The following is a 20,331-nucleotide window of genomic DNA, read 5'->3' on the forward strand; positions in this document are numbered from 1 at the left end:
TCGAATTCTTGTGCTCCTCACGTGCGCATCAGCCGTCCATCGCTCTCAGCATCGGCAGCCAAAGCCGGCAGGCGTAGTCGCCGAGGCCCGCGTCGATGAGCACGCGCAGCCATGCCCCCTCACCCCAGGTCCGCACATGTGCCGGTTCGGCGTCTTCACCGGGATAGCGGTCGGATTTCCACCGGTAGCCCGCGACCCGTTGCGGGTCGCCGTGGGTGTGAACGGCTTCGGCCCAGGCGTAGGACGTTTTGACCGGCAACGGGAGTGGCTCGCGGCGTCCCGCGTCGTACATATCCACAAGATCGGCGAGCAGGTCTCGCGCCGGTTCCGCCGGGCGGCGCAACATCTCCTGACGCGGTGTCGTGCCCCGCTTGGCGCGGCCGATACATACTGCAGCCCAATCCCGGCTCGGATCGTGAGCGAGCAACGCCAACAGGGGAATCCACGACTGCAGCAGGTGACGGCCGTCGAGCTTGGAGTACGTCACCGCCACCAGCCGCTCGCTGAACACGGGGGAGACGGTGCCGGTGAGGCGTCGCCCGCCCAGGTCGATGTCGACGTCGACCGCGTCGGCTCTGGCACTGCGGTAGCCGCGGGCGACCTCGGCCAAAAGAATTGCCTGGTCCCGGATCTCGGTGGCCTTGCGCCAGCCGAGCTGTCCCGGAGGCAATGTGCCGCGCCGCCATTCGGCTTGCCGCGCCTGGTCAGGCTCCATGTCGTGCAGCATGTCGTCGAGCATCCGGTCGCCGACCGTCCACTCCTCCAGCGCGTTGATGTCGACCGGCATGGCGTCCTCGACACCGTCGACCTCCCACGGCAGCGTGTAGTCCAACGCGCGGTAGAAGCCCTTCACCGGGTCGCGGAAGAACGCAGCGAGATCGGCCAGCACCACGTCGTCGGGCGGGGGAGCGGGCAGCGGGCCGGAGATGAACGGCGGCTTCTCGGCGCGCTGGCCGGTGCGAGCCTTGGCCGCGTTCAGCACGGTGTTGTCGAAGGTGAAAGGTTCGTCAGGGATGAGCGCGTCGGGGATGACGTTGCGAGTATCGAAGGGCTGCAACGGATGTTTGACGACGACGGCGCGGCGAACCTCGTGTTCGGTGGTGAGGTCGAGGGTGTCGAGCAGCTCGGCCAGTGGTACTGCGGGCGGGCGCTCCTGGCCAGAGTATTCGTCGGCGCCGGTGTAGGTGATGACGAGCTTCTCGGTGGCGGCGCCGATCGCGTCCAGCAGCAATTGCCGGTCCTCGGAACGGATGTCGCGTTCGCCGGTCATGGGGTCGCGGGCCAGTACGTCGTCCCCGTCCATTACGCCGAGCCGCGGGAACACACCATCGTCGAGGCCGACGAGGCATACCACCCGGTGCGGCACCGACCGCATGGGCACCATAGTGCACACCGTCAGGGTGCCGGTGCGGAAGTTGGCCCGTGTCGGCCGTCCGGCCAGGTGACGGTCCAGCAGCGCGCGGATGTCGGGCAGACGCATGGTGGTCTCGGCCCGCGGCCCCGCGTTGGTACGCACATCGGCGAACTCGCGTTGCAGCTGGCTGGTCTGCCAGGCATCGTCGTCATCGACGTGGGCCAGCCGGTCGATGCCCGTCTCCAGCGCAGCGAGCCACCGGTGCAATGGCTTTGCGCCGGTGAGGGAGTCGACGACGTCCTCCAGCCGGCTTATGTATTCGGCGAGTTGGCCGGCAAGGTCGACGCGGTTGCTGCTGACATCGTCGAGCGGCAGGGTGGTGTCGATCCAGGCGCGTGAGTCGTCGGACATCGCGACGCCGGCCAAGATGCGGTCGATGCCGAAACGCCATGTGTTCTGGATGAAGTCGACCCCGTAGGGCTTGCGGTGGTCACGGTCGAAACCCCAGCGGATGTTGGCCTGTCGCACCCAGCGGGTGATGTCTTCGAGGTTGTCGTCGGTGAAACCGAAGCGGGCCCGTACCGGTGCGGCCTGCGCGAAATTGAGCACCTCGCTGGACGTGACGCGGCCGCTGGCCAGCGCGAGCAGTTGCGACGCGACGCCGAGTAGCGGGTTGGTCTGCACCAGCGAGCGGTCGGCCAGACGGACCCGCAACTTGTGCGCGGAATGGATGCCCTTGATCATGTCACCGAGCCCGAAGCCGGCTACGATGAGCGGTGCATACGCCTCGATGTCAGGACACATGACGAGGATGTCGCGGGGCTCGAGCGTGGGGTCGTCGGCGAGAAGGCCGAGCAAAACCTCACGGAGAACATCGATTTGGCGCGCGGGGCCATGGCAGCTGTGCACTTGCACCGAGCGGTCGTCGCGCGTGTGTGTCCGGCCGTCGCGTCGCACGGCGTTGGCGGTGATGTCGGACTGCAGCCAGCCCAGCAGAGTTTCGGGATGGTCGCGGCCGCCGAGGTACTCGTCGGTCTGCGGCTCGAGGGGGAGGCCGCGCTGTAGCTCGCGGAGGTCACGGCCGAGGGTGGCGAGCAGCGGATGGCCCACCTGACGGTGGCTGGTGTCTGTGCGGCGGGGAATCTGGCCGTGGACGTCGGCCAGCGATTGCCACAGGTTGTCGCTGGGATGCGGCAGCCACAGATGCAGGTCGTGGTGGGTGGAGAGCGCCTCGAGCAGTTCGATCTCGGTGGTGGGCAGGCGGGTGTGGCCGAAGAGCGATATTCGCTCAGGCAGATCGATGGGCGACTCCTGCAGTGTGGCAAGCGTTTTGGCGTGCCGGATGTGTGGTGGATCGGCTTGGACGCGGTTGAGCACCGCACGCCACAGGTGGGGCTGCCATGCGAGATCAGCGGTGACTGCGTCGTCGGCGCCGTTTTCCCAGTCGATGAGCAGTTTCGGACGCTGGCGCGCGTAGGAGGCGAAGAGCCCGGCCAGCCGCCGTGCGACGGCGTAGCGGCGGCCCATCCGTAGTTCGCGTTCCTCGCCTGCCTCGAAGTGTCCGAGGTGTGTCGCGAGCGGTTTGCACCAGCTGTCGTCGCAGCTGGCGTCGATGACCTCGAGCAGCGGCCAGACGAGTGCGTCGGGATGCCAGGGGTCATCGTCGGTGGTGCCGGTGATCAGCCCCAGTATCTCAGCGATGAGCGAGCGCGGATTGCGGAACGAGATGCCCGCGCAGACGCCGTCGGCCGAGCCGACGATTCGGCGTCCGTCGTGACCGGTGCCGCGGCCGAGGACGTGCGACAGCCGTTGACTGAGCCAACGTTCGATGCCCTTGGCGGGGACGATGACGACTTCCTCGGTGAAGGGGTCGGGCAGCGGATCGGCGAGCAGGGCACCGAGTCCGTCGGCGAGCAGGTCGGTGCGTTCAGCACGATGGATGTGAAACGCCATCGATGGTCACACTACGGCGTCGGACCGGCGAATCGCTGACACAATGTCGCTCTGAGAGCGCCGCCAGGCATATATAGGCACGGCGACGCTGTCAGGCCGACATTGTGGCGGCTCGCCCCTCGGTCACGGAAGGACGATATGAGCGAGAGAACGACAGAGCCGCGGCTGGGGCCGAAATTTCACGAGGCGCTCGGGTACGCGGCCGAGTTGCACAACGCGCAGACCCGCAAGGCCAGCGAGGTGCCCTACATCGGGCATCTTCTGTCGGTGGCGGGTCTGGTGATCGAGGCCGACGGCACCGAGACCGAGGCGATCGCGGCGCTTCTGCACGACGCCGCCGAAGACCAGGGCGGTGAGGCGACGCTGGCCGAGATCGAGGAGCGATTCGGCGCTGACGTCGCAGCGATCGTCGAGGAGTGCAGCGACACCGTCGTCACACCGAAGCCGCCGTGGCGTCAGCGCAAGGAGAACTACATCAACCATCTGCATGAGGCGTCGGACAGCACAATCCGGGTGTCGATGGCCGACAAGCTCGACAACGCGCGCGCCATCCTGCGGGACCTGCGCCGCGAGGGTCCGCGGGTGTGGCAGCGCTTCAACACTGCCGATCCGCAGGACCATCTGTGGTACTACCGGTCACTTCTCGAGGTCTACCGGCATCGCAGCGAAAGCTGGCTGGTCGACGAGCTGGCGCGGGTGATCCGGGCGCTCGGCGAGGAGATCGGGCCGCCGGTCGCGGCAACAGTGTGACGGGAGCGCCCGCCTTGACATGTCAGGATGGAGCCATGCCCGACGACATGGCCTCCGAGCGCGAGTTCAACGAACGCAACATCGAAGAATTTCGCCGTAACGCCGGCAAGGTGGGCGGGCAGTTCGAAGGCTTCCCGCTGTTGCTGCTGACCTCGACCGGCGCCAAGAGCGGGCACGAGCGGCTCAACCTGATCGGCTACTTCGACATCGACGACAAGATCTACATCGTCGGATCCGCGGCCGGCCGCGATAGCAGCCCCGCGTGGGTCTTCAATCTGCGGGCCCACCCCGACGCCCAGGTCGAGATCGGCGACGCCCCGAAAAAGCCCATCAAAGCCCGCGAACTTCCGCGGGCCGAACGCGACCGGATTTACGAGATCATCAAGCAGCGCGCGCCGGGTTTCGCCGATTACGAGAAGCGCACTGAACGCGTTATCCCCGTATTCGAACTCGATACCGACGCTTAACCCGTACCAAGGGCGGCGTGTTTCCTGACGCCCTATAGTGGGGATCCGATCAGCATCACGCTGATCGATCATCCGGCCCTTGCCGACTCACATTGGAGAACTTTTGCCCTGGTCTCGTCGCGTCCGAATCGGCTCCGCCGCCATCGCACTGGCGGCGGTAGTGCTGCTTGCCGGAGACGTCGCCGACACCACCGCTTCGTGCTCCACACAGTGCCGAGTAGCCAGCGCCGCGCAGACCCTCTCCGCCCCTGAAGCGCAACCGCCGAAGCCCGCCGCGATCGGAGTCTTCCCGCAGTCGCTGGCCGAAGACGTCAACCCAGCCGCACCCGTCTCCATCACCGCCTTCGACGGCACGCTCGACAACGTCACAATGGTCAACGAGAGCGGCACGACCATCCCCGGCGCGCTCACTCCCGATAAAAAGGGTTGGCACCCCACCCAACAACTCGGCTACGGGCGCACCTACACCATGACCATCAACGCGCGCGGCCCCAGCGGTATGCCCACGCGTCAGACGTCGAGCTTCACCACCGTGTCACCCGACTACCAGACGGCGGTGTACCTCAACACGATCAATGGCGGCCCACTGGTCGACGGCAACACCTACGGCGTCGGCATGGTCGTCGTCGCCCACTTCGACGAACCCGTCGCCGACAAGGCCGCCGCCGAGAAACGCCTGCACGTCACCACCAACCCGCGTGTCACCGGGTCCTGGAACTGGATTGACGACCAGAACGCCCACTGGCGGCCCGAAAAGTACTACGCGCCAGGCACGACGGTCGACGTCACCGCCGACATCTACGGAGCCGACCTCGGCGACGGCTTCTATGGCGAGGAAGACCAGCACGTCTCCTTCAAGATCGGCAACGCGCACGTGTCGATTGCCGACGACAAAACCAAGCAGGTCAGCGTCTTCGACAACGGCAAGCTGGTGCGCACCATGCCCACGTCGATGGGCAAGGGCGGGACGGAAACCGTCGGTGGCAGGACGCTGCATTTCTGGACGCCGCCGGGCACCTACACCGTGCTCGACAAGGGCAACCCGGTGATCATGGACTCAACGACCTACGGCTTGGTCGGCTCGGGCGGCTACCGCACCACCGTCCCTTATGCCACGAAGATCAGCATCGACGGCATCTATCTGCACCAGCTGAACGCCACCGTCTGGGCGCAGGGAAACACCAACACCTCACACGGCTGCTTGAACCTCAACGGCGAGAACGCCGCCTGGTTCTTCAACTTCTCGGTGCCCGGTGACATCGTCGAAGTGCACGGCACCGGCGGGCCCCCGCTCACCCTCGCCCAAGGCGGCGACTGGAGCGTGCCGTGGAACGAGTGGCGCAAAGGCAGCGCCATCAACACCTGATGCGCTACCGCCGGGCGAAGCCCGGTGCATGCTGAGGCAATAGACCCACGCCCACGATGTAGGCAGGGATGGCCGTCAGCTGGGGGAGCCGCTCGATCAGCTTCAGCAGCCCCGCGGGCGGTCTCGCCTCCCGCCCCTGCAGCACCGGAACCATCACATTGCGGTGCAGCACCCGCTGCAGCGTCTGCACGGCGACGGTCGGCACTATCCGACGACGATGCACGGCCGCCAGATCCTTAACGGTCAAGCGGCCTTTGCGCAGCGGGTCGGCCAGAATGCCCCCAGCCGCAACAGCATCGGCGATGGCCAGGTTGATACCGACGCCGCCCACCGGCGACATCGCATGTGCGGCATCGCCAATGCACAACACGCCATCGGCATGCCAGCGGCGCAACAAGTCCAGCCGGACATCGAGCACCTTGACGTCGTCCAACGACGTGATCGCCGCTGGTGACGTTTCGGGAATCAACTCCGCCAGTTCCTGGTGGAACGCCTCGATTCCACGGGCCCTCAGCTCCGCGTCGCAGCCCTTGGGGATCAGGTAGGCGATCTGGAAGTAGCCCTGCCGCGGGATCATGATCAACGCCCGACCGGGTTTCGTGCGGGGAATCAGCGAATACTCCCCGTCGTGTTCCCGAGGCAAACGGAACCACCACACGTCGAACGGCACCGGGTATTCGCGGATCGGCAGGCCCGTTTCACTGCGGACGACCGACGTGCGGCCGTCGCACCCCACCACGAGATCGGCCCGCAGTTCACCGGGACCGTCGGCGCCCGTATAGCGCACACCGGTCACCCGATCGCCGTCGTGCAGCAACCCGGTCGCCTCGGTGTTCATGCGCAGGTTGAAAGTCGGTTCAGTGGAAGCGCTTTCGGCGATCAAATCCAGCAGGTCCCACTGCGGCACCATCGCGACATAGGGGTGCGGCTGCTGCCTCAGCCGGCGGAAGTCGACCAGGGTGTAGGTGCGGCCATCGACCACGAACTGTCCTTTTTCGACCCGGCTGTGCGGCAGCTCGTCGAACCGGTCGAACAGGCCGAGTTCGTCGAGAAGGCGCATCGTCACCGGATGCACTGTGTCCCCGCGGAAGTCACGCAGGAAGTCGGAGTGCTTCTCCAGCACGGTGACGTCGACGCCGGCGCGGGCCAGCAGCAGCCCGAGAAACAGCCCCGCCGGACCGCCGCCGACAACGGCACATGTCGTCCTGTCACTCATGGCACCAACTCTGCCGTCGATCGCGTCCGCTCTGCAGCATTACGTCCAAAGTCAGAATGCAATAAATAGCACCGCTAGTGTCGCCACGAACACGACCGCCGCGCAGCCCGAAGCGACAACGCCTAGCCCGAATCCCTGCGTGCGCCGGAACAATACCGTGCCGCCGCCGATCAGAAACGGCACGATCAGCGCGTACCACCATAGGTAGATGCCGACCAGAAGTGTGCACGCGATCCCGACGACGAACCCGGTGAAGATCGCCAGGGGATGGGCGTGCTCAAAACCTCCGATGGGCCGGGTTTTGGCTTTCGACCATTCGATTTCGTCCATGTCACGCGCCAACCAGCTCGCCGGCGGCTTGGAAAACCAGGAGCGAGATGAGGACCGCGATCCCGATGAACGGCACCGTCCACAGCGCCGCGGCCAGCGACCGGCCCCGCTCGTCGGTCGCGGAACGCCAGCGCAGCCAACCGACGATGAGCGCTGCGCCATTGACCGCTCCGGCGATCAGCGCCATGCGGGCCTGCCACGGCACCGCCGGATGCCCCAGCGAGACCAGCCTGACGATCACCGCCCACAGGAAGCCGCCCAGGATGGCGCCGATGAACATGGCACGGACCCAGTTGATGCTCGCCACCGGCCCCATCTTTCCGGACACGGGTGACGGCTCCACGCGGCAATTTCACCAGAATTCAAGATCACGAATTGGCTGTCGAGTTGTGAGTCAGGTCACGTATAGCGCTATATTGTGTCTGTCATCACAGCGGAAGGGCGGCACATGCTTGAAGCGCACAACGGTGCGGTCGTTGCGTCCCAGCTTCGCGCCTCTCGCGCGGCGCCGCGTGGCCATGCGCACGCGCACATGTGGTGGAACCTCGTGCTGCTGGTCATCGGGGTCGCGGGCATCTCCGCGGTCGTGGTGACAGCGGTCATGGGCCTGACCACCGAAGCCCTCATCATCGCGATCTTCACCGGCGCCTTCTTCTCGCGCTGCGCCTGCTGACGCGGCGGCCGCGCCGGTGACTCAGTCGCCGGTGCGCTCGAACCTGTCCTGAAAGTCCCCGCCGCCCGTGCACGGGCCACCCGGGGCGATCGTCTGCTTTCCCCGTCCGGTGAGCACCGAGATCGGGTCGTCCAGCGTCTGGGGCATCGGGTACTCGGCTGTGATCGTCACCTGCGCTGTGCCCGCCGGGCACGTCGACGTGCCCTGTTCGTTGCGGGTCCACTTGTCGTCGGCGAACATCAGCGTGACGACCTCGGCCCCGGCATGAAATAAGCTCATGCACCGGTTCCCGGTGCGCAGACAGTAGGTGTCGGTCTGCAAGACCTTGCCTGGCAGGACGTTGCCGTCGGTCAATGTCGTAGTCTGCCGATAGCTGCCGTGCAGCCCCTCGGCGGGGCTGAGAGTCCGCGGGGGGAGAACGGCGGGACTGGCCACCTTGTTGAGATCGGGATCGCCGGTCCGGGTAAATTTCGCGGCCCGCTTCGCTGCGCACGCGCTGTTGGTCGACGCCCTGATGCTTTCGCCGGCCAACGTCCCGTCGGGTTGCGGCTGCAATGTCATGATGACCCAGATCTCGACGGGGTCCGGCGTGCCGCACTGTGCCGAGGCCAGTCCGACGGCCACCCATGTGCCGCCCAGCTGATCGAACGTCATGTTCGACAGCAGCGCGTTGCCGCCCGCACTGGCCGCGGTCGCGACGCAACCGCCGGCGCCGCATTCCGAGCGGACGTTCCAACTGTTGGTCGTCGCAGGCGCATTCGGTACCGGTGTGTCGCCGAGGTCGGTGCCGGGCCCATAGTCTGCGCGGTAGTTGCCGGTGAAGTCACTACTGTTAACTGACGAGGCGGGAGGCGCGCTCGCGGCAGACCTGTCTCGCTGAGTGAACGCGACGACGCCCACCGCGCCGGCGACGACGACCAACGTCACGACGAATACCAGTGCGCCGACGAGGATTCCGTGCCGACTGCCCGCGGACTTCTTCGGGTCCTGAGGGTGCTGCTGGTGGAAGTGATGTGGCCCGCTGAACTGGGTGGGCGCCGACGCCGGGTAGGGCGCCGGCGTGTTACCGATCTGGGTGAACGGCTGTTCCGGCCAGCTGAGCGCACCGGGGCTCGGTGCGGGGGCAGGCGCGGCCCACGCACTCGATGAACCACTGCCGGTGACGGCTTCCTTTGCGGCCGAGGCCATTTCGACCGCTGTCGGGTAACGGTCGGCGGGCTGTTTGGCGAGCCCGGTCGCGATGACGCGGTCCATGGCAGGCGGGATCGGAGCACGCTCGGACGGTCTCGGCGGCGGGGTGACCATGTGCCCGACGGCGACCTGCTCGAGGGTGCTGCCGGGGAACGGCTGCTGGCCCGTCAGGCACTGGTAGAGCACACAGGCCAAGGCGTAGATGTCCGAACTCGGGTGCACATCACCGGAATTGAACCGTTCCGGCGCCATGTAGGCCCACGTGCCGATGGCCGAACTGGCAGACGTCAACCGGGTATCGGTCGCGGCGCGGGCGATACCGAAATCGATGAGATAGGCGTAGTCGTTTCCATCGACCAGGATGTTGGACGGCTTGACGTCGCGGTGGACGAGTCCCACCCTATGGGCGTTGTGCAGCGCTGAGGCTATCTGATCGATGATCGCGACCGCCCGCTGCGGCTCCAACGGCCCTGTGTGGATCATCGACTGCAGGTCGCGGCCGTTGATCAGCCGCATCGTGACGTAGAGCCGGTCGTCGATCTCGCCGACGTCGTAAATGGGGACGACGTGCGGATCGTCCAGCCGCGCCGCCGCCCTGGCCTCGCGGCGGAACCTCCGCTCGAAGTCGGGGTCCTTGGCGTAGTGCGGCAGCAGCATTTTCAGCGCGACCACCCGGTCGATCGCTGTGTCATGGGCCTTCCACACCTCGCCCATGCCGCCTTGGCCCAACAATTCGATCAGCCGGTACCGACCGAACGGCGTGCCTTCCACGATCAGCCCTGCTCCACCACATTCGATCCGGTGAAATCGATCTGCGGTGAGCCGGTCTGGTAGGTGACCCGGTTGTCGAAACCGGAGGCGCCGATGGCGTCCGCGCTATCGATCGTGACGACATTGTTCATGCCCGACACCGTGACCCCGGCACAGTGGCCGTCGATGGCGACGGTGTTGCGCACGCCGCTGACAGTCACCGTGGCGTCATTGCACGTGATCGTCTTGTGCTGCTCGACTCCGGCCACCGAAAGAGATTGTCCCGGTGCGCCGATGAGCACGTCCGGGTCGGTGGCCGGGATGCTCGGCACCGCGGGAACGCTGGGGAAGCTGGGTATCTGGATGTCGATGGACCCGCCGCCGCTGGACACGCCCGCCCGATCCATGGCAGATTTCGTGTGCATCCAGACGAAGGCGCCGATCGAGACGCCCACCACCAGAAAAGCGGCGACGATGCCGAACACCAGCCACGGCATGCCCGAGGTGACCTTGGGCGGCGCGTTGAAGGTGACATCGAACGGCTGATTGCCATACGGCTGAGCACCATACGGCGGGGGGCTGCCGTAGGCGGACGTCGGCGGTGGCAAATAGGCCGCGTTACCGGCGCTCGCGCCTCCCAACTCGCTGGCCCGGGCCTGTGCGGAAAGGGGCTGTTCCAGCGCCCTGATTCTGGCCTCGGGGTCGTCCTCCGAATTCATGGGCAGATAGTCCCACAGCAAGCGCGGCCACAGGCTCGTTTGTGATCGGGCAAAACGGCAACCCCGAAATCATGATCGGAAAGCTTCGCTCCGTGGTGGTCGACTGCAGACAACCCCACCAGCTCGCGGGTTTCTATCAGGCCGTACTCGGCGGCAATCTCCGCAGAGAGGATGACACCTGGTCGGTGCTGACCGATCCGAGCGGGCGGCGGCTGGCCTTTCAGCTCTCACCTGAGCATGAACCGCCGACGTTCCCCGACGCCCATGGCTCGCAGCAGTTCCACTTGGACATCCAGGTGCCCGACGACCAGATCGACGAGGCTGAGCGCGAGGTGCTCTCGCTCGGTGCCACCCGGGTCACCGACGCCGACGAGGACGACACGTTCCGCGTCTTTCGCGACCCGGCCGGCCACACGTTCTGTCTCGTCTGGGATGTCGACGAGTTGGGCTGAGCGACGAAGGTGGAATAGCAAACCCGCTTCGGTGGTACTCCCACCGCGTGGTTGCATCGGGGTTCATCGTCATCGGCAGTGGTCCGGCAGGGTTGACCGCCGCCGAGACCTTCCGCCGCGCGCACCCCAGGATCCCCGTTCGCATCCTCACCAGCGACGCTGCGCTGCCTTACGCCAAGCCGCCGTTGAGCAAGGCCTACCTCTGCGGCCGCGATCCCCAGCTGGACCTGCACAACCCCGAGTGGTTCGTGCAGAACGGCATCGAGCTGCACCGCGGCATCACCGTCGACCACATCGACCTCCGCAACCGCGAAGTCGTCACCGCCGCCGGCCGCCGCTACGGTTACTGGCATCTCGTGCTCGCCTCCGGCGCCAAACCCGTACCGCTGGCCGTGCCGGGCGGGGAAGCGGCACTGTCGCTGCGGTCGTTCGCCGACGCGGTGGTGCTCCGGATGGCCGCCAAGAACTCCGAATCGGCCGTGGTGGTCGGCGGCGGGCTCATCGGGTGTGAGGCGGCGTCCTGCCTGGCCGCGCGAGGCGTGGCCACCACACTCGTCGCTCCTGAGCCGGTGCCGGTCCTGCGCAGGTTCGGCCTCGATGCCGGCGAACGCGTGGCGAAGATGTTGTCCGACAGCGGTGTTCGGTTTGCCGGCGGAGCTCGGGTGACCGCCGTCGACGACAGTGGTGTCATCTTGGGCGGCGGCGCAAGGGTGGAAGCCGAACTGGTGGTGTCGGCGACGGGTGTGCGGCCCGACAGCAGCCTCGCTGCGGCGGCGAGTCTGGACATCGAGGGCGGCCGCGTCGTGACCGACGAGCGCATGCACACCTCGGCGCCCAACGTGTACGCCGCGGGCGACGTGGCGCTGGCCTACAACGTTACGGCGGGACGACGGATACCGTCAGAGCACTGGCGCGACGCGACCGAGCAGGGCCGCATCGCGGGCTCGACGGCCGCCGGTTACCACGCCGCCTGGGCCGATGTGCCCGAATTCTCCTGTGTGATAGGGAAATACGAGTTGACGTACCGCGGCTGGGGCACCGGGTACGACGACAGCGCCCTGGTGGAAGGCCGCGACGGGTTCACCGTGACGTACCGCTGCGGCGCCGAGGTCGTCGGCGTGCTGACCGCTACAGCCAATCCCGGCGCTTGAACACCCAGTACAGCAGCGCCACCAGCACGATGATCATCACCGTGCTCGTGACGAAGCCGCCGACCGTTTCGATGCCGGGATAGCTCACGTTCTGGCCGTAGAAACCCGTTATCGCCGTCGGTACCGCGATAATCGCCGCCCAGCCGGTCAGCTTCTTCATCACCTGGTTCAGCCGGGCGTCCTGCAATGACAGGTTCGTCTCGAAAACCGTTGTGACCATGTCGCGCAGCGACTCCGTCCACTCCGACACCCGCAGCACGTGGTCGTAGAGATCGGCGTACAGCGGGTCGAGTTCCGGCGCGGTCTTCGCGTCCAGCCTGCGGTGCTGAATCGAGTTCACCACTTCGCGCATGGGCAGCACCACCCGACGCAGCTCGACGAGATCCTTGCGCAGCCGGAACGTTTTGCGCTGCAACCCTCCTCGCGGGGTGTTGTCGTCGAACAAGTCATCCTCGAGCACCTCGATGCCGTCGTCGAGTGCCTGCACCGCCTCGAAGTGACCGTCGACGACCACGTCGAGCAGCCCGTGCACCAGGGATCCCACACCGTATTCCTGGCCGCCGAGTTCGTCGAAGCGCCGAGACACCGACTCGACGTCGTACCAGGGGGATAGCCGCACAGTGATGAGGCCTTGCGGCAGAACGAAGCCGGAGACTCGGTGGGTGCTGAGCATCGAACCGGATTCGTCGTCGGCTTCGTTGATCGAAACCGCGTAGACCGTGAAGAAGGTGTGTGTGCGATAGACGGCGGCCTTCGTGCGTTCGGCCTCGCCGACTGCATCCTCGACCGCCCAGCTGTTGAGCCCGAGTTCCTGCGCGAGGTCTGACAGTGTCGCCGCCTCGGGATCGAAGATGTCACACCACACCAAGGTGTCGTCCTCGACAAGATAGTCGGAGATCGACGAGAAGACGAAGTCGTCCTGCGGCTTCCCGCTACGCCACACCCGCCCGCGTATGTCGGTCATCGCACCATCCTGTACCCATTTTCTACACGATGTTCACCGAAGTGGCGGTGGCGCCCAGCCGAGTCCGTCGAGCAATGACGTCACCCCGACCTTCCATCGACGCTCGATCTCGGGCGCTGTGCCCAGCCAGCGTCCGGCCTCCTGCACCGCCAAACCCTGTGCGAGCGCGAGCAATACGTGTGCGATATCCAGTGGGTCGCCGCCCAGCAGTCCCTTGTCGATGCACCGCTTGATCCTGCCAATGAAGATTTCGCGGACGGCCGCGCCCGCGGCCAGCTCGTCGGGGCCGGGCTCGAAGTCTGCGAACGGCCGGGAGAACATCACCTGTGCCAGCCGCGGGTAGGCGCGGCAGAACAACCGGAACACCGGCACCAGCCGCTCGAGATCGCCGCGGGGATCGTCGGTCTCGGGCACCTTGCCCAGTTCGGCTCCCAACAACCGGAAGCCCTCGAAGAACATCGCGCGCACCAAGCCGGCCTTGTCGTCGAACAGCTCGTACACCGCGGGCACCGACGTGCCCGCCCGCTCGGCCACCCGTCGCGTGGTGAAACGCGCGATGCCCTCTTCGCCGAGCGTGGTGATCGCCACGTCAAGAACCCGATCCCGAAGCTCGGGCGTGCGTTGCTTCGCCCTGGGCATTGTCGATGCCTAGATGGCGGTGAATTCCGTTGGCAGGCCGTCGATTCCGGCGCGGATGGCGGTCAGCGCGGATTCGCGTGCCTTCAATTTGCTCGCCCGGTGCGCGCCGGCATGCAGTGTTGCGGCCGCTTCAGCGGCCACCTCCTGTGCGCGGGGCAGCACCTTGTCGGCGTCCACGATCTCGTCGAGCCAGCCGGCGGCGATCGCCTCGTCACCGATGAACGTGGACGCCAGCGACACGCCACGCTGGAAGGCTGCGGGTGTCAAGCGCATCCGCATCAGCTCGATCGCGGCAATCGGAATCGTCATCCCGATCGCCACCTCGATTGCTTGGCATCGCGACTTCGGAGCCCCGATCCGGAGGTCGCCGCTTAGCAGAAGAAACGACCCCATCGCGATCGCCGGACCCGTCGCGGCCATGATGACCGGCGCCGGGAACGTCAGGCACCGCACCGCCAACTCGAAGCCGCCCGACAGCATGCCCAGCGCCGCGTCCGCATCGCCGGACTGGAACACCGACAGGTCGAATCCTCCGCTGAACACCCGCTGATTGCCGGCCAGCACGACCGCCTTCGCGTCGTCCTTCTCGGCGCGGTCGAGGGCCCCGTTGATGGCGGCCTGCATCGGCGGCCCGAGGACGTTGACCTTGCCGTCGTCGAGTGTGATCGTCGACACCGATTCGTTGAGCTGGTAGTTCACCGGGCTGGTCATCGGTCCTCCCAAGACGTGCGCCTTTGTTTCAGATCGATGTTACGAAACGGCGTTACGAAAACAAAGGGCCAGACCTCACCCAGCGATGTTGCGACGGTGACGTCCGTTGATCACCCGAGTCTGGGCATCGTCGTCGACGTAGGGCGCCGGGTCGTCGTACTCGGGAGGCAGCCCGTCGTACCGCGGCTGCGGAGGGTTCTGAAAGCCTTGCGGCTGCCGCGCGGGCAGCTCATCGACCGCCACCGGCGCCGCAGGCGCGTTGGGCTGTTGTTCGGATTGGACGCCGAACTGGCTGCGGTAGCGGTCGCGCTGTTCGTTGGCGGCCGCATTGATCTTGTTGATCTCGGCCTGCAGGGCTTCGTGACGGCTTTCGGTCGTCGCGTAGTGGTAATAGGTCAGCAGCCCGCGCAGCAGCTCCAGCTTCTGCTTCTCCTGCCGCGCGAGGTCGTGGGTGGTCAGCAGCTCGAGCCGTTCGACCGGGTGCAAGGTCGCCCAGTCCAACACCGCAGGTGTGCGGTACGGGCGGCGTGCCTTCTTGCCCTTGCCCTGTCGCGGCGAATTCGGCTGGTCGTAGTACGTGACGGCGCCGACGAAGCGGGAGCCGATCGACTCACCGAGCTGCTTGCGGTCCAGCGCCGAATCCCACACCGTGCGCCACTCCTGCGACGGCGCCAGATACGGGATCTCGGCGGGCAGTTTCAACGCAACGATGTCGACGTAGTTATCGGGGTCGGCGCTCTCGTAGCGCGGCACCGTTGGCGGCGTGGCGAATTCGAACTTGATGCCGTAGGCCGGCCGCTGACCGAAGTTCTTCACCACCAATTCGACGAGATGCCAATCCGATGCGCTCGGTTCCATATACATGGAGACGTTGGGCTGCGACAGATCTTCGCTCTGCTGCTTGGCAGCCTGGAATTGCCGCCACGTATAGAGCAGTGCGGCGACGGTGACGCACAGAGCCGCCCAGGCCGCCAGCGCCGTCCACGCGCCGGGGGACCAATTCGCTATATCGCTGGCACGGTCGCCGAACCATCCGGTAATCCCCACGCGTTGCTTATATCACGGTCTGGTGAGGTGGTCAGCACTCGAAATCGCGCACCAGGGAATTTGCTGTGACAGCAATTTCTTGTGAGTTAATTGAGGCTCAAGTGCCTGGCGAGGTTGTATGTCCAGATTGCCGACATTACGACGCGACCGCGGTGAGTTCGTCGGAGTCCGGCACGGCCGTCGCCAGCGGCGTGGTGTTCGGCACCGGCAGGCGCTCAGCGCGGGCCGCCCAGTCCGTATCGGACCACACGAGATGCCACGGCAACCTGCGCCAGTAATCGGGATGGGACCGCAAGTACACGTCGACGCTCGCGTGTACGAGGGCATCCTCGGGCACCTTGCGGAACCGCAACGACCGCGCACCCTCGGCGAGGGCATCCCGTTCGGTGGGGGCCGGCGTGCGGGGCTTGGCGTTGTCGCCGACGATGGCGCCTGCATTCACCAGGCCGTCGAGCATCCAGTCAAGCGTGATGTCGGCCAGGGGCCAGTACGCATTCGGGCCGCCGACCACGTCGCAATGGGTGCCGCGGAACCACACCTCTTCGACGTCGTCGTCGCTGCCCATCCGGCATTCGCCGAACGGCCCCGAGCCACCGTCAATGGCGACGGCGTGCCGTCCCGAGACGACGTTGCCCAGCCAGTCCTCTTCGCAAAGCTCTATTGCCCCAGGCACTTTCAGGGTGTCCCACAAGCCGAGGAAGTGCACGGGGACCGCGACGTCCTCACCGTCGGCGAGTGCGCACGCCAGCCGCTGAATGTGCCCCCAGTCGGTGGTGGTGCGGCTCTGCGTGGGAAGCGCGAACGCCGCCAGCGCGTACTCCGCGAAATGGTCGTCGCAGTCGGCCGTCAGTCCCACCGAGGCGAGCATCCGGGCCAGCGAGCGTGCGCAATAGGCGCCGCGGCCGGCGCCGAGAAGAAAGATGCGGTCCTCGGGTTCCCAGTTGTCGACGAGGAAGAAGTACGCGTCGACGACGGATCTACGGGCGGCGGCGGCGGCGTTGCGGCGCCAGCGCCGCGCGGTCGGGTTGAACAGTTGCGGGGAGCTGAGGCTCGCCGGACCCGCGTCGTACCACGTCAGCTGGCGGTCGTCGGCGGTGGACTGGAGTAGCCGGTAGGTGGCTTCGACATTGGAGGCGTCTCGAGGACCCGGACGATCGGTTGTGCTGTCGAAGCACAGTATGAGGTTCTTCATAGCAAACTCCCTGACCACACGCCGCCATTACTCGAGGCGTTGACACACCAGAGTTTGCCAGGCAACCGCGGCCGTGTCTTGCGTATTGCGGTACTCGAATCTTTGCCGTACGAATCGCGATGTCAACCACCTCGGTCGTAACCGATCTCGTCGTTGGGCCGCAGCTGCAGGGGTATATCCGCGCGAGATGTCGCCGATTAGTCGTTGTCGAGGGCCTCGGCACACCGTCAGCGTTCGCTGAATGGGTTTGCAGACGGATGCTGTAACGATTCAAATCTGGCGTGCAGACACCGCTCGACGCCGAGTGGCAAGCGTCGGTGGCTACGACAGCGGCAATACGACGCCCGGGCTCGTCGGATCGGCGTGCAGCTCGATGGATTCAGGCGTGGTTCCGGGTGGCACGTCGTAGGCCAGGCCGACGTCGAACTGGCTGCCGGGCGGCACGTCGACGAAGCCGCCGCCCACGTAGAACGTGGCCTGGTCGTCGACCGTGAACACCTGTCCGCCGGCGTTCAGCTTCTGGAACGTGCCGAGGAACTGACCTGCGTCCGGGCTGGTGTTCTGCACCGTGAGATGAACGACGATGAACTCGCCTTGGGCGTCCTTGGTGAGAAACTCGTTCTCGGAATCGGTGATGGTGGGGCCGCGGTCGACGCCGGTGACGGTGAACGTGAGCGGGCCGTCGGTGGCGCTGGCCCCAGGCGGTGGCGCCTGCGCCTCGGTCGGCCCCTCCGATGGCGTCGTGTTTTCCGGTGTGGTCGTGGCCGTTTCGTTGTTGGGCGAGGCGATATCGACGGTGTCGGGCTTGTGGATGACGAATGCGTAGACCGCCGCGAGGACCAATGCCAGCAGCAGCGCGGCGACCGCTCCGCCGTAGCCCAGAACCAGCTTGCGGTTGTCGACGGCCTGTCGCGGTTCGGTGCCCGCCGGTGGCTCGACGGCCGGCGGCTCGGCGGGCGTGGTCGAGGTGGCATCGGCATACGGTGCGGACTCGGGCGTCGACTCGGCCGTCCAGTCGCGCAGCGGCACCTTCTCCGTCGACAGCTCACTGACCGGCGGCAGCGACGACGCCCCCGTCGGCTCGGGTGTGGGTGCCGACGTCGGTTCGGCCGGCGCGTCCGGCTCCCACGGCGGTCGGGGCGGGGCTTCCGGTTCAAGCGGCGGCGGTTCGAACGACCACTCGCGCAGCGGTACCTCGGTCGTCGGCTGCTCGGTTGCCGGCGGTTCGGGCTCAGCGGCCGGCTCTGCTTCGGCGTCCGGATCCTGCGGCGCCGCAGTGGGCGGCTCCTGGGCGGGGGATCGGTGCTCGGACCATGCGGTGCCGTCCCAGTAGCGAAGCTGGCCGGCCTGTTCGGGGTCGGGATACCAGCCCGAGGGCGTGGGCGGGGGCGTTGTCGTCATCGAGTGCATTCCCTCCCTGTTGGGCGCCCGCGGGCGCGCAGGCACGGCAGCACGGCCGTGGTCAGAACCCTACTTAAAGATCAGCCGCCCATCAGCATTCGCCACTGATCCAAATTCGTGGCCCGGTACACGTAATTGGTGCGCCGGACGTCCGACAGCGCCGCGCTGGGCTCCATCGAGTACCAGTGCCCCGGATACACCGTCGGGTCGCCCGACAGCCGCGCGAGCTGCTGCAGGCTGCGGAACATGGCTTCGACGTCGCCGCCGGGGAAGTCGGTGCGCCCACAGCCCTCGAGGAACAGCGTGTCGCCCGCCACCAGCCGGCCGTCCAACAGGAAGCACTGGCTGCCCGGCGTGTGTCCAGGCGTGTGCAGCAGCTCGATCTCGATGTCGCCGACGTTGACCTTGTCGCCGTGCTCGTGTGCGGTGAGGTCGCTGCGGGCGATACCGGTGACCCGTGAAACCCAGTCGGCCTCAAGGGAGTTGACGTGTACGGGCACGCTGCGGCGCTCGAGCAGCTCGGCGAGGCCCTTGAGCTCGAAGCCCATCATCGAACCGCCGACGTGGTCGGGGTGGTGGTGGGTGACCAGCACGCCGGAGAGCTTCATGCCGTCGGACTCGAGGATGTCGACGAGGTCGTTGGCAGCGTAGGCCGGATCGACGACGACGGTGTCTCCGGACTCGCGGTCGCCTATCAGGTAGGCGAAGTTGCGCATCTGCGCGGCGATCATGTCGCCCTGCGCGAAGTCGCGGCCCGACAGCAGCTGCCGAAAATAGAGGCGTTCGGTCATGTCGAACAGATTAGGGCGTCAGTCCGATTCGTCCGCTTTGTGCAGCCGCACCATGCGGATGGTGCTGCTCTCGTCGAGGTCGGCGACATCGCTGCGGGAGCGCAGGAAATCGCTGAACGAGCGGAACCCCAACGACTTCTCGGAAAACGACGGGTCCATCCGCTTCATCTGCGCCTTGACCGCCGAGTTGTGCAGCCAGTCGGCGTCGTCCTTCTCGTGGCCGATGCGCAGTGCCCGTTCCAGAAGCCCGGTCGCCGCGGCCTGCGGGTCGGCGGGTTCGGGCTCGTCGTCGGGGGCCCTCGACTTCGTAAGCTTTGTGGCCTTCTTGACCGGGGCCGGCGCGACCGTCGGGATACCGGGCAGCGCGTCGTAGGTGACGAACTCGTCGCATGCGGCGGCCAGCGACCGGCTGCTGGCCCCCGCCACGCCGATGCCGACGACGTAGCGGCCCAGCCGCTTGCACCGCTGCGCGAGCGCGATGTAGTCGGAGTCGCCGCCGACGATCACCACATGGGTCAGGTCTGGCAGCCGGAACATGTCCTCGACGGCGTCGACGGCGAGCCTGATGTCGGCGCCGTTCTTGCCGTAGGCCGCGGCAGGGAACAGCTGGACCAGATCGACGGCCCTGCTGACGAGCTGGCTCTGGTAGTCGGCGTTCACGTCGGCCGACCAGTCTGCGTAGGCGCGTGTCAGCACCAGCGTCCCGAACGACGACGCAAAGTCGATGATCGCGCCGATATCGACGCGGGCCGTGGTCAGCTTGTCCTTGTCCAGGCCGCGCGCCTTGTCCTTCTGAAAGGAGTTGCGACCGTGCACCTGGTCGTAGCGAGAGATCACGATGTTGTCGAAATCGAGGTAAACCGCCACCCGAGGGGTTTCCGCTGCTAACACCGTGTCCGGCATGGGTCTGTCCTACCACGCCACCGCGGTCGTGGCTCTGATAAGCGGTTTGGCGACCTAATCGGCGAGAATGTACCCTCTTTAAGGCCCGCGAGCATGAACCGCGGGGCCAGGCCCCCTTAGCTCAGTCGGCAGAGCGTTTCCATGGTAAGGAAAAGGTCAACGGTTCGATTCCGTTAGGGGGCTCGGTGGGCGCCGGGACCACTGGCGACGCAGGGCGATGTAGCTCAGTCGGTTAGAGCGAACGACTCATAATCGTTAGGTCGCCGGTTCGAGTCCGGCCATCGCTACAAGATCGACAAGTAGGGAAGTTC

At 66.3% G+C, this 20,331-nt stretch carries 20 protein-coding genes and 2 tRNA genes; 8 read left to right on the forward strand and 14 right to left on the reverse strand.

The annotated features are described in order from the left end of the window. Positions 1–28 precede the first annotated feature (28 nt). Positions 29–3,307 (reverse strand): exodeoxyribonuclease V subunit gamma, encoded by a 3,279-nt coding sequence (gene recC, locus A5651_RS21725; protein ID WP_066985887.1) that lies wholly within the window; start codon positions 3,305–3,307, stop codon positions 29–31. Positions 3,308–3,445: 138 nt separating this feature from the next. Here recC and A5651_RS21730 point away from each other — a divergent pair, with 138 nt between their 5' ends. The 3 genes from A5651_RS21730 to A5651_RS21740 all read left to right on the forward strand — a co-directional run bounded on the left by A5651_RS21730 (position 3,446) and on the right by A5651_RS21740 (position 5,890). Continuing rightward, the gene (locus tag A5651_RS21730) at positions 3,446–4,057 is read left to right on the forward strand and encodes an HD domain-containing protein (protein ID WP_066985890.1); all 612 of its coding nucleotides are present in this window, start codon (positions 3,446–3,448) and stop codon (positions 4,055–4,057) included. A gap of 35 nt (positions 4,058–4,092) precedes the next feature. Beyond that, positions 4,093–4,524 carry a nitroreductase/quinone reductase family protein gene (locus A5651_RS21735; protein WP_066985893.1) on the forward strand — a complete coding sequence of 144 codons (432 nt, stop codon included), beginning with the start codon at positions 4,093–4,095 and terminating at the stop codon, positions 4,522–4,524. 103 nt (positions 4,525–4,627) lie between these two features. After that, positions 4,628–5,890 (forward strand): Ig-like domain-containing protein, encoded by a 1,263-nt coding sequence (locus tag A5651_RS21740; protein ID WP_066985896.1) that lies wholly within the window; start codon positions 4,628–4,630, stop codon positions 5,888–5,890. 4 nt (positions 5,891–5,894) lie between these two features. Here A5651_RS21740 and A5651_RS21745 read toward each other — a convergent pair whose 3' ends face one another. From A5651_RS21745 to A5651_RS21755, 3 genes are read right to left on the reverse strand one after another with little or no spacing between them, the layout of a single operon-like run. Then, positions 5,895–7,106, reverse strand: a complete 1,212-nt coding sequence (locus A5651_RS21745) for an FAD-dependent oxidoreductase (RefSeq protein ID WP_066985900.1) — start codon at positions 7,104–7,106, stop codon at positions 5,895–5,897. Positions 7,107–7,157: 51 nt separating this feature from the next. Then, the gene (locus A5651_RS21750) at positions 7,158–7,436 is read right to left on the reverse strand and encodes a hypothetical protein (protein ID WP_066985902.1); all 279 of its coding nucleotides are present in this window, start codon (positions 7,434–7,436) and stop codon (positions 7,158–7,160) included. 1 nt (position 7,437) lies between these two features. Continuing rightward, positions 7,438–7,779: a hypothetical protein gene (locus A5651_RS21755; protein ID WP_156663110.1), complete on the reverse strand. Its 342-nt coding sequence runs from the start codon at positions 7,777–7,779 to the stop codon at positions 7,438–7,440. Positions 7,780–7,884: 105 nt separating this feature from the next. Between A5651_RS21755 and A5651_RS21760 the strand changes: the two genes are divergently transcribed. Continuing rightward, positions 7,885–8,109 carry a hypothetical protein gene (locus A5651_RS21760; protein ID WP_066985908.1) on the forward strand — a complete coding sequence of 75 codons (225 nt, stop codon included), beginning with the start codon at positions 7,885–7,887 and terminating at the stop codon, positions 8,107–8,109. A gap of 21 nt (positions 8,110–8,130) precedes the next feature. On the opposite strand, the gene A5651_RS21765 is transcribed toward A5651_RS21760, so the two are convergent. Both A5651_RS21765 and A5651_RS21770 read right to left on the reverse strand, forming a co-directional pair. After that, positions 8,131–10,071, reverse strand: coding sequence for a serine/threonine-protein kinase (locus A5651_RS21765; protein WP_066985911.1), 1,941 nt, complete (start codon positions 10,069–10,071; stop codon positions 8,131–8,133). Positions 10,072–10,073: 2 nt separating this feature from the next. Then, a complete protein-coding gene (locus A5651_RS21770) occupies positions 10,074–10,769 on the reverse strand; it encodes a DUF3060 domain-containing protein (RefSeq protein WP_082943913.1) in 696 nt (231 codons plus the stop codon). Between the two features lie 71 nt (positions 10,770–10,840). Between A5651_RS21770 and A5651_RS21775 the strand changes: the two genes are divergently transcribed. Together A5651_RS21775 and A5651_RS21780 are read left to right on the forward strand one after the other, a co-directional pair. After that, positions 10,841–11,221 carry a VOC family protein gene (locus A5651_RS21775; protein WP_066986022.1) on the forward strand — a complete coding sequence of 127 codons (381 nt, stop codon included), beginning with the start codon at positions 10,841–10,843 and terminating at the stop codon, positions 11,219–11,221. Between the two features lie 47 nt (positions 11,222–11,268). Further along, complete coding sequence (locus A5651_RS21780; protein ID WP_066985914.1) at positions 11,269–12,372, forward strand: NAD(P)/FAD-dependent oxidoreductase; 1,104 nt, start codon at positions 11,269–11,271, stop codon at positions 12,370–12,372. On the opposite strand, the gene A5651_RS21785 is transcribed toward A5651_RS21780, so the two are convergent. From A5651_RS21785 to A5651_RS21820, 8 genes are all read right to left on the reverse strand, one after another. After that, positions 12,350–13,336: a magnesium transporter CorA family protein gene (locus tag A5651_RS21785; RefSeq protein WP_066985917.1), complete on the reverse strand. Its 987-nt coding sequence runs from the start codon at positions 13,334–13,336 to the stop codon at positions 12,350–12,352. The two genes, A5651_RS21780 and A5651_RS21785, sit on opposite strands and share 23 nt — an antisense overlap. Before the next feature lie 33 nt (positions 13,337–13,369). Then, positions 13,370–13,975 (reverse strand): TetR/AcrR family transcriptional regulator, encoded by a 606-nt coding sequence (locus tag A5651_RS21790; protein WP_066985920.1) that lies wholly within the window; start codon positions 13,973–13,975, stop codon positions 13,370–13,372. Positions 13,976–13,984: 9 nt separating this feature from the next. Further along, on the reverse strand, positions 13,985–14,686 hold the full coding sequence (locus A5651_RS21795; protein ID WP_066985923.1) for a crotonase/enoyl-CoA hydratase family protein: 702 nt from the start codon (positions 14,684–14,686) through the stop codon (positions 13,985–13,987). A gap of 75 nt (positions 14,687–14,761) precedes the next feature. Next, positions 14,762–15,733 (reverse strand): hypothetical protein, encoded by a 972-nt coding sequence (locus A5651_RS21800; protein ID WP_369803987.1) that lies wholly within the window; start codon positions 15,731–15,733, stop codon positions 14,762–14,764. Between the two features lie 136 nt (positions 15,734–15,869). Continuing rightward, positions 15,870–16,925 carry a DUF2235 domain-containing protein gene (locus A5651_RS21805; protein WP_066985926.1) on the reverse strand — a complete coding sequence of 352 codons (1,056 nt, stop codon included), beginning with the start codon at positions 16,923–16,925 and terminating at the stop codon, positions 15,870–15,872. Positions 16,926–17,246: 321 nt separating this feature from the next. Continuing rightward, positions 17,247–18,326 (reverse strand): DUF4352 domain-containing protein, encoded by a 1,080-nt coding sequence (locus A5651_RS21810; RefSeq protein ID WP_197496732.1) that lies wholly within the window; start codon positions 18,324–18,326, stop codon positions 17,247–17,249. 80 nt (positions 18,327–18,406) lie between these two features. Then, positions 18,407–19,117 carry an MBL fold metallo-hydrolase gene (locus tag A5651_RS21815; RefSeq protein WP_066985932.1) on the reverse strand — a complete coding sequence of 237 codons (711 nt, stop codon included), beginning with the start codon at positions 19,115–19,117 and terminating at the stop codon, positions 18,407–18,409. Between the two features lie 18 nt (positions 19,118–19,135). Beyond that, entirely contained in the window at positions 19,136–20,020 is an 885-nt protein-coding gene (locus A5651_RS21820) for an NYN domain-containing protein (RefSeq protein WP_066985934.1), read from the reverse strand. A gap of 110 nt (positions 20,021–20,130) precedes the next feature. Here A5651_RS21820 and A5651_RS21825 point away from each other — a divergent pair. Both A5651_RS21825 and A5651_RS21830 read left to right on the forward strand, forming a co-directional pair. Further along, positions 20,131–20,203: transfer RNA gene (locus A5651_RS21825), tRNA-Thr, on the forward strand. Between the two features lie 30 nt (positions 20,204–20,233). Further along, positions 20,234–20,307: transfer RNA gene (locus A5651_RS21830), tRNA-Met, on the forward strand. Positions 20,308–20,331 lie beyond the last annotated feature (24 nt).

Origin of the sequence: Mycobacterium sp. 1274761.0 (assembly GCF_001668615.1) — a bacterium.
GTDB lineage: Bacteria > Actinomycetota > Actinomycetes > Mycobacteriales > Mycobacteriaceae > Mycobacterium.